This is a genomic window from Mycobacterium sp. (assembly GCF_032162105.1).
Classification (GTDB): domain Bacteria; phylum Actinomycetota; class Actinomycetes; order Mycobacteriales; family Mycobacteriaceae; genus Mycobacterium.
Window position 1 is genome coordinate 1 of sequence record NZ_JAVRPS010000630.1, and the last position, 7,711, is coordinate 7,711.

Below are 7,711 nucleotides of genomic sequence, written 5' to 3' on the forward strand. Positions count from 1 at the left end.
GACAGTGGACCGTGGCGGGCACTCCACCGGCCAGGCCCGACCGCCACCGTCGCCACGATGGCAGGCACGGCAGTTCCAGCCCACCGGCCGCACGCGATGCGCACCGGTCCACCGGAGAACACCCGCCCGCCGCGGCCAAGACCGTTCGGGCCGCAACCGAGCAGAACTCACTCCTGCTCACTCACCAGGAACGGTCGAATGCAACGTGTTCGACACCGCCATCAATCCGAGGAGCAAGAGTGACTGCACCAGGCAATTGGCAACCCGACCCCGACGGCCGCTTCGAATATCGCTGGTGGGACGGGAGGGGCTGGACCGAGCAGATCTTCCATCAGGGCCGGACCGGCACGGCGCCGCTGGGCGGCGCCCCGTCAGGCGCGCCCCAAGCGGCTGGCGGCGGCCAGCGGGCGATGCCTCAGGCCGCTGCCCCGGGGGGTGGTGACGGTTTCGCCGGGATCAGCGGCGATCTGGTCGACGGACGCTTCAGCGAAAAGGAAGCCAAGCCGATCGCGAACCAGAACTCCAAGATGCTCCGGGTCCGACTCGGTGACCCGTTCATGGCCAGACAGGGCTCGATGGTCGCCTACCAGGGCAACGTGGAGTTCGCCTACGAAGGCGGCGGCGCAGGGAAGTTCCTCAAGAAGGCGCTGACCGGCGAGGGCCTGCCGTTGATGCGGGTCCAGGGCCAGGGCGACGTCTTCCTCGCCGAGCTGGCCCACGACGTCCACGTGCTGAACCTCAACAACGCCGGCCTGTCGATCAGCGGCAAGAACGTTCTCGCCTTCTCGTCGAGCCTCGACTGGAACATCGAGCGGGTGAAGGGCGGCAGCATCGCCACGGGCGGCTTGTTCAACACCACGTTGCGCGGCACCGGCTGGGTGGCGTTGACGACGGATGGTGCTCCGGTGGTCCTCAATGCGGCCGAGGCGCCGACGTTCGCGGACACCAACGCGGTGGTGGCGTGGTCGGCGAACCTGCAGACCCAGCTCAAGACGAGCTTCAAGGCGGGTGCCCTGATCGGTAGGGGCTCGGGCGAAGCGCTCCAGGTCTCGTTCCACGGGCAGGGGTTCGTCATCGTCCAGCCGTCGGAGGGCATCCAGATCCCGACGCAGTAGGCGCAACGAGGGAGCCAGCTACCTATACCCCCTATGGGTATATGATCGGGTTATGAGCATGGTGTTGGAAGTTTCCGGAATGAGCTGCGGGCACTGCGTCTCCGCCATCACGTCGGCCGTGTCGACGCTGCCCGGCGTCGCCGGGGTCGACGTCGACCTGTCCGGCGGAACCGTACGGGTCAGCGGTGCCCCGGACGCGGTGGCAGTGGCGGCCGCGATCGAGGACGCCGGGTACGACGTCGCGTCCGCGGCATAGGCATGAGCGACCCAACGACGAGTAATGTCACCCTCGCCGTCGCCGGGATGACCTGTGCGTCGTGTGCCGCGCGAATCGAGAAGCGGCTCAACCGGATCGACGGCGTGTATGCGACCGTCAACTTCGCCACCGAGCAGGCTTCGATCGACTTCGGCGACCACGTGACCCGGGACGAGTTGGTGGCCGCCGTCGAGGCCACCGGTTACACGGCGACGCTGCCTGCCGCTCGGCCCGCCGAGGAGTCCTGGCTGCCTCGGCTGCTGGTGTCCGCCGCGCTGAGCGCACCGGTGCTGGTGCTGTCGATGGTGACCGCGCTGCATTTCGCGGCCTGGCAGGGGCTGGCCTTCGCGCTGACCACCCCCGTCGTGCTGTGGGGCGCGTGGCCGTTCCACCGCGCCGCGTGGACGAACCTGCGGCACGGCGCGGCGACCATGGACACGCTGATCTCGGTTGGCGTGCTCGCCGCATATGCGTGGTCGACGTGGGCGGTGTTCGGCGACCCTTCCCAGCACCTCTACTTCGAGGTCGCCTCGGTCGTCACGACCTTCATCCTGGCCGGACGGTTCTTCGAGGCGCGCGCCAAGAAGCAGTCCGGCGCCGCACTGCGGGCGCTGCTGGACATGGGCGCCAAGGACGTCGCGGTGCTGCGCGACGGATCCGGTGAAACCCGGATTCCGGTAAGCGAACTCGCGGTCGGTGACCTCTTCCTGGTGCGGCCCGGCGAGAAGATCGCGACCGACGGGGTGGTGACCAGCGGAGGGTCGGCGGTCGACGTGTCGATGCTGACCGGCGAGTCGGTGCCGGTCGAGGTCGGGCCCGGCGATGACGTCGTCGGGGCATGCGTGAACGTCGGTGGGCTGCTGCACGTTCGGGCCACCCGGGTTGGCGCCGACACACAGCTGGCCCAGATGGCCCGGCTGGTCGCCGAGGCGCAGAGCGGCAAGGCCGAGGTGGCCCGGCTGGCGGATCGCGTTTCGGCGATCTTCGTTCCGATCGTGATCGGGCTTGCGCTGCTGACGCTCGTCGGCTGGCTGGTCGCGGGCGGCCCGCCGAGCGCGGCGTTCACCGCTGCCGTCGCGGTGCTGATCATCGCGTGCCCGTGCGCGCTGGGACTCGCGACGCCGACCGCGCTGCTGGTCGGGACCGGACGCGGGGCGCAGCTCGGGATTCTGATCAAGGGCCCGCAGGTGCTCGAGTCGACCCGCCGCGTCGACACCGTCGTGCTGGACAAGACCGGCACCGTGACGACCGGCCGGATGGCCGTCGTCTCGGTGTGTCCCGCCGATGACGAGACGCTGCGGCTGGCGGGTGCGTTGGAGAGCGGCTCCGAGCATCCGATCGCGCGGGCGGTCGCGGCCCGCGCCGCCGAAACGGGCCCGCTGCCGACGGTCGTCGACTTCGCCAATCACGACGGCAGGGGTGTCACCGGTGTGGTGGACGGACGCGCGGTGGCGGCGGGCCGGCTGTCCTGGCTGCAAGAGCGAGGACTCGTGGCACCTGCGGACCTGCGCGAGGTCGCCGACGAGGCCGAGGCAGCGGGACGCACACCGGTGTGGATCGCGGTGGACGGCCGGGTCGGCGCGGTGATCGTGGTCGCGGATACGGTGAAGGACTCTGCGGCCGAGGCGATCTCGAGTCTGCGCAGTCTCGGCCTGACACCCGTGCTGCTGACCGGCGACAACCAGCGTGCCGCCAGGGCGGTGGCCGATCAGGTGGGCATCGACGACGTCATCGCCGAGGTGTTGCCCGCCGACAAGGTCGATCACGTCAAGCGGTTGCAGGACGAGGGCAGAGTGGTCGCGATGGTCGGCGACGGCGTGAACGACGCCGCGGCGCTGGCCCAGGCCGATCTCGGGCTGGCGATGGGAACCGGAACCGACGTCGCGATCGAGGCATCGGACCTGACGCTCGTCAGCGGGGATCTGCGCGCCGTGCCCGACGCGATCCGCTTGGCGCGCGCCACGTTGCGCACCATCAAGGGCAACCTGTTCTGGGCATTCGCCTACAACGTGGCGGCCATCCCGCTGGCCGCGCTCGGTCTGCTCGACCCGATGATCGCCGGTGCGGCAATGGCTTTCAGCTCGGTGTTCGTGGTGACCAACAGTCTGCGGCTGCGCCGGTTCACGCCGTCGCGCTAGCGGTCACCACTCCTTGAGTACGCGCAGCTTGTTCGCACCCAGCGCGGCTTCGCGCCGAAGCCTGGTCAGTTCGGGGTAGAACGCGTTGTCCTTGTTGCTTGCTTGGACATTGAGCGGGAGGTCGAAGGCAGCGATCAGCTTGTCCTCGAGAAACCACGGCTCTGGGTGAACCAACCACGATACGAGCGCATTGTCGGCCATCCACTGGTTGAGCATGGCCTCTCCCCCGGCGAACGTGCGTCGATCACCAGAGCCGATGCGGCGCAGCTTGAATCCGAGTTTGTCGCCGAGCAGCACACCGAGCGTCTTGCGCAGCGTCGAACCCTCGGCATCCGCCTTGCCACCCCCGAAGTGATACCGGATGCGCTTGCGCAGGTCCTGAGTGCTGGGCGGCTTGCCGTTCTTGGGTGGCGCGGTCGGGCTGATGCCGACGTAGAGCAGCGTCAGCCCGTCGCGCTGTTCGCAACCCGATACGTCGATGGCCCCAGGTACCGTGCGGAACCACCACCCTTGGACACCCGGCATGCTGGGCACCGGACCGGGATCGGTGAACACTTCGGCTCGCGTAAAGGTCCTGGCGGCAAGGAAATCCGCCTGCCTGCTCTTACTGCGTCCCTCGGCCATGCCCACTCCGATCGTCGTGCGGCCATCTCGTCGAGGCGCATGCCGTTCCGTCCTCGACCGAGTGCTCGCCTTGAGGGCAGCCTAGACGCCGCCGTTTTTGCGAATTTGCCGACGGTCCCTGCCCATGCGGGGAAGATGCTCGATGGGGTACGCCCGATGCCCTCGGAACCCGGGTTCAGCGAAGGGACGGACGATGACGTCGATCAAGGACACCGCCGAACGATTCTTCGATGCCTGCGAGACGGGGCAGGGCTGGGCAGCGTGCGAACAGTACTGCCACCCGCACGCGACGTTCGCCGCCCAGGTCGGCGCCCTGGACGGGGTGGAAACCCTTGAGGCTTACACCGAGTGGATGAAGGGCCTTCTGGTACTTCTGCCCGACGGCACCGCCGAGGTCCGGTCGTTCGCGGTCGACGAGGCGCGGAACAACGTAGCGGCGTTCGGCGTCTTCCGTGGAACGCACACCGGCGACGGCGGCCCGGTACCACCGACCGGGAAGAGCGCTGAGGCGGACTACGTCTACGTCATGGACTTCGATGGCGCCAAGATCCGCCACATGACCAAGATCTGGAACGACGGAATCACCCTGCGGCAGCTGGGGTGGGCCTAAGCCCGCCTCGCCCGAAAAAGCTTCACGTCATCCTTGATGCCCTTCAACCGCCGCCCGCCGGCGAAAGACCACGCAAACCGGGCGTCGTCGCCGATCGCCTCCCGGGTTGCCTCCGATACCAGGATCGTCCCCGGCCGCGCGGTCCCGGTGACTCGGCTGGCGAGGTTGACGGGGCTACCGAACCAGTCGGCTGCCCTACTCACGGCCATACCGGTGGCCAATCCCACTCGAACTCGGGGGAAGTCGTCATCCGCCTCGGTGGCATCGACGAGGTCGAGCACCGCATCGAGCATCGCCACCGGATCCGCACTTACCAGCATCACCTCGTCGCCGATGCTCTTGATGTATCGAACCGGCGGCACCGCGACCTCACGGGCCATGTTCACCAGGCGGTGCGCCAGCTTCTCCAGAACCTCGGGCGGCACCACTTCGCCGAGACGGGTGAATCCGACCAGATCGGCGAACGCGATCGTGACCAGACGTGCCCCCGGCAGCTGCAGTCCCTCGGCACGCTCTGTGGAGTTGACCGCCTCGGTCTCCATCGCGTGCAACAGCTGCAGTCGCAGCATGTCCTGGATCATCGGACCGAGCAACGGCGCCACGTCCCGGATGAGCGCCTCAGCTGCCTTTGCGGTGTCGAGTTCGGTGGCGCCGGGCGCCATCGTCGCCGCCAGTGCGGCGTATCGCATCACGTCGGCAGCACGGGTCAGACCTTCGGCGAGCACTTGGACGACGAGCACGATCTGATCCGGGGCAAACCCCAGCTCGCGGAACTTCTTCGCGTAGGCGAACGCCTCCCCGTCGACCCGCATGAGAACGGCCGCATCGGGGTCCTCCACCCGTGGTAGGCCGACGGCGCGTTGCAGCCGCTGCAGCAGATCGATGTCGATGCCGTTCCGCTCGCTGATCTCGCGGGCGGACACGAAGGTCCCGTCGTCGCCGAGGATCCGCTGCGATGCCAGCAGCATGGGCGAGAACGAATCGCGGATCTGCTCGACGGTGAATCCCCCGTCGAGCAGCCATTCGATCAGCTCGGCACGTTCGGCACGCACCTTGCCTTCCAATCCATTCAGCAGCCCGGACGCTTCGATGTCGACGCCTTCGGCCACCGGGTCAACGTACTACCAGCGGTCGAGGTGCATCATGTGACGTGATGACCGAACCGCTGCGCGAGGGCCTGGCGCCCGTGGTGGGCGACGGCGCGCGGGTGCTGATCCTCGGTTCGTTCCCGAGCGAGCGGTCCCTGGCGGCAAGTCAGTACTACGCAAACCGGCGCAACCAGTTCTGGCCGCTGCTGTCGGAGGTGTTCGGGTTCGACGCCGACGCACCCTACGAGGAGCGGATCGAGGCGGTCGAGGGCCACGGCGTTGCGCTGTGGGACGTCGTGCACAGCTGCCGCCGCGCGGGCAGCCTAGACGCCAAGATCGATCGGAAGACGTTGGTGGTGAACGACTTCGGGCCGCTGCTCACCGACTACCCGACGATCGAGCGGGTGTTCGTCAACGGTCTGACGGCCTTCGAGTTGTTCGAGCGTCACGTCGACACCGCGTTGCCCGCCGTCCGGCTGCCGTCGAGCAGCGGCGCACTACCGATGTCGTTCGCGGACAAGCTCGCCCGGTGGCGCGAAGTCGGCTAGCGGTAGCGCCGTTCGGCGGGTTTGATGGCCCCCTCATCAGGGGTAATCCCGGGGGATGAGGCGCAATATCGTCAACAAACTGCTGGGCATCGGCATGGCGTTCGTCGTCATCGCCGGCCTGACGGGCGTCGCGAGCGCGGGTACGGCCAACGCCTTCTCCCGGCCCGGGCTGCCCGTCGAATATCTGGAGGTACCGTCCGCGGCGATGGGCCGCAACGTCCGCATCGAGTTTCAGGGCGGCGGCTCCCACGCCGTCTATCTTCTCGACGGACTGCGGGCCCAGGACGACTTCAACGGGTGGGACATCAACACCGCCGCGTTCGAGTGGTTCTACGAGTCCGGCCTGTCTCTGGTCATGCCCGTCGGCGGCATGTCCAGCTTCTACACCGACTGGTACGAGCCGGCGGTGGGCAACGGCACCACCCAGACCTACAGGTGGGAAACGTTCCTGACCAGCGAGTTGCCTGCGTGGCTGGCGAAGAACAAGGGCATCTCGCAGAGCGGCAACGCCGCCGTCGGTGTGTCGATGAGTGGATCGACCGCGCTGGTCTACGCGATGTATCACCCGAACCAGTTCAAGTACGCCGGTTCGTTGTCGGGCTTCCTGAATCTGTCCGATCCGTTCTGGCCGCCGCTCGTCGGTCTCGCGATGAACGACTCCGGCGGCTTCAATCCCGGCGCGATGTGGGGGCCGCCCGGCGATCCGGCATGGACGCGCAACGACCCTACGGTGAACGTCGCCCAGGTCGTCGCCAACGGCACCCGCCTGTGGATCTACTGCGGCAGCGGAACACCCGGTGATCTGGAGGGCGCGGCCAGCGGCCTTCCCCAGCAGTTCCTGGAGAACTTCACGCTGAAGTCCAACCAGAACTTCCAGAACGCCTACGTGGCCGCGGGCGGCAAGAACGCCACGTTCAACTTCCCGCCAACCGGCACGCATACGTGGGCGTACTGGGGCGCGCAGTTGCAGGCCATGAAGCCCGACATTCAGCGCTCCCTGGGAGCTCGCTAGCTGACCGGCGGGCGGCGGTGCGCCCACGGCCGGGCGGACTCGATCTGTGCGCCAAGCGACAGCAGCGTCGCCTCGTCGAACGGTCTGCCGACGATCTGAATCGAGGTCGGAATGCCGTTGCCGTCGAGTCCCCACGGCACCACCGCAGCGGGCTGACCAGTCACGTTGAACATCGCCTGGAACGGTACGCGGGCCGCGACAAGCGCCAGCGTCGAGATGGCGCCGCGGCGCTGGTGGGCGCCGACGCGCGACGGCCCGGTCGCCGTGCCCGGCGTGATGAGCACGTCGACGTCGTCGAAGATGGCGGTGACGCGCGCGGT

At 68.0% G+C, this 7,711-nt stretch carries 10 protein-coding genes; 6 read left to right on the forward strand and 4 right to left on the reverse strand.

The genetic code is table 11. The features are described 5' to 3' along the window. Positions 1-181 (reverse strand): hypothetical protein (locus QOC69_RS31975; RefSeq protein ID WP_526446513.1); only part of this gene is annotated, 181 nt, incomplete at its 3' end. Positions 182-239: 58 nt separating this feature from the next. Between QOC69_RS31975 and QOC69_RS31980 the strand changes: the two genes are divergently transcribed. From QOC69_RS31980 to QOC69_RS31990, 3 genes are read left to right on the forward strand one after another with little or no spacing between them, the layout of a single operon-like run. Continuing rightward, positions 240-1,115 carry an AIM24 family protein gene (locus tag QOC69_RS31980; RefSeq protein WP_526446514.1) on the forward strand — a complete coding sequence of 292 codons (876 nt, stop codon included), beginning with the start codon at positions 240-242 and terminating at the stop codon, positions 1,113-1,115. A gap of 52 nt (positions 1,116-1,167) precedes the next feature. After that, positions 1,168-1,371, forward strand: a complete 204-nt coding sequence (locus QOC69_RS31985) for a cation transporter (RefSeq protein WP_526446515.1) — start codon at positions 1,168-1,170, stop codon at positions 1,369-1,371. Positions 1,372-1,373: 2 nt separating this feature from the next. After that, the gene (locus tag QOC69_RS31990; RefSeq protein WP_526446516.1) at positions 1,374-3,509 is read left to right on the forward strand and encodes a heavy metal translocating P-type ATPase; all 2,136 of its coding nucleotides are present in this window, start codon (positions 1,374-1,376) and stop codon (positions 3,507-3,509) included. Positions 3,510-3,512: 3 nt separating this feature from the next. On the opposite strand, the gene QOC69_RS31995 is transcribed toward QOC69_RS31990, so the two are convergent. Further along, positions 3,513-4,133, reverse strand: a complete 621-nt coding sequence (locus tag QOC69_RS31995) for a GIY-YIG nuclease family protein (protein WP_526446517.1) — start codon at positions 4,131-4,133, stop codon at positions 3,513-3,515. 193 nt (positions 4,134-4,326) lie between these two features. Between QOC69_RS31995 and QOC69_RS32000 the strand changes: the two genes are divergently transcribed. Further along, a complete protein-coding gene (locus QOC69_RS32000; RefSeq protein WP_526446518.1) occupies positions 4,327-4,743 on the forward strand; it encodes an ester cyclase in 417 nt (138 codons plus the stop codon). Here QOC69_RS32000 and QOC69_RS32005 read toward each other — a convergent pair. Next, the gene (locus tag QOC69_RS32005; protein ID WP_526446519.1) at positions 4,740-5,852 is read right to left on the reverse strand and encodes an adenylate/guanylate cyclase domain-containing protein; all 1,113 of its coding nucleotides are present in this window, start codon (positions 5,850-5,852) and stop codon (positions 4,740-4,742) included. The two genes, QOC69_RS32000 and QOC69_RS32005, sit on opposite strands and share 4 nt — an antisense overlap. A gap of 44 nt (positions 5,853-5,896) precedes the next feature. Here QOC69_RS32005 and QOC69_RS32010 point away from each other — a divergent pair, with 44 nt between their 5' ends. Continuing rightward, the gene (locus QOC69_RS32010; protein WP_526446520.1) at positions 5,897-6,379 is read left to right on the forward strand and encodes a DNA-deoxyinosine glycosylase; all 483 of its coding nucleotides are present in this window, start codon (positions 5,897-5,899) and stop codon (positions 6,377-6,379) included. 55 nt (positions 6,380-6,434) lie between these two features. Beyond that, the gene (locus QOC69_RS32015; RefSeq protein WP_526446521.1) at positions 6,435-7,391 is read left to right on the forward strand and encodes an alpha/beta hydrolase; all 957 of its coding nucleotides are present in this window, start codon (positions 6,435-6,437) and stop codon (positions 7,389-7,391) included. Here QOC69_RS32015 and QOC69_RS32020 read toward each other — a convergent pair. Next, positions 7,388-7,711 (reverse strand): amidase family protein (locus QOC69_RS32020; protein ID WP_526446522.1); only part of this gene is annotated, 324 nt, incomplete at its 5' end. The genes QOC69_RS32015 and QOC69_RS32020 overlap by 4 nt on opposite strands.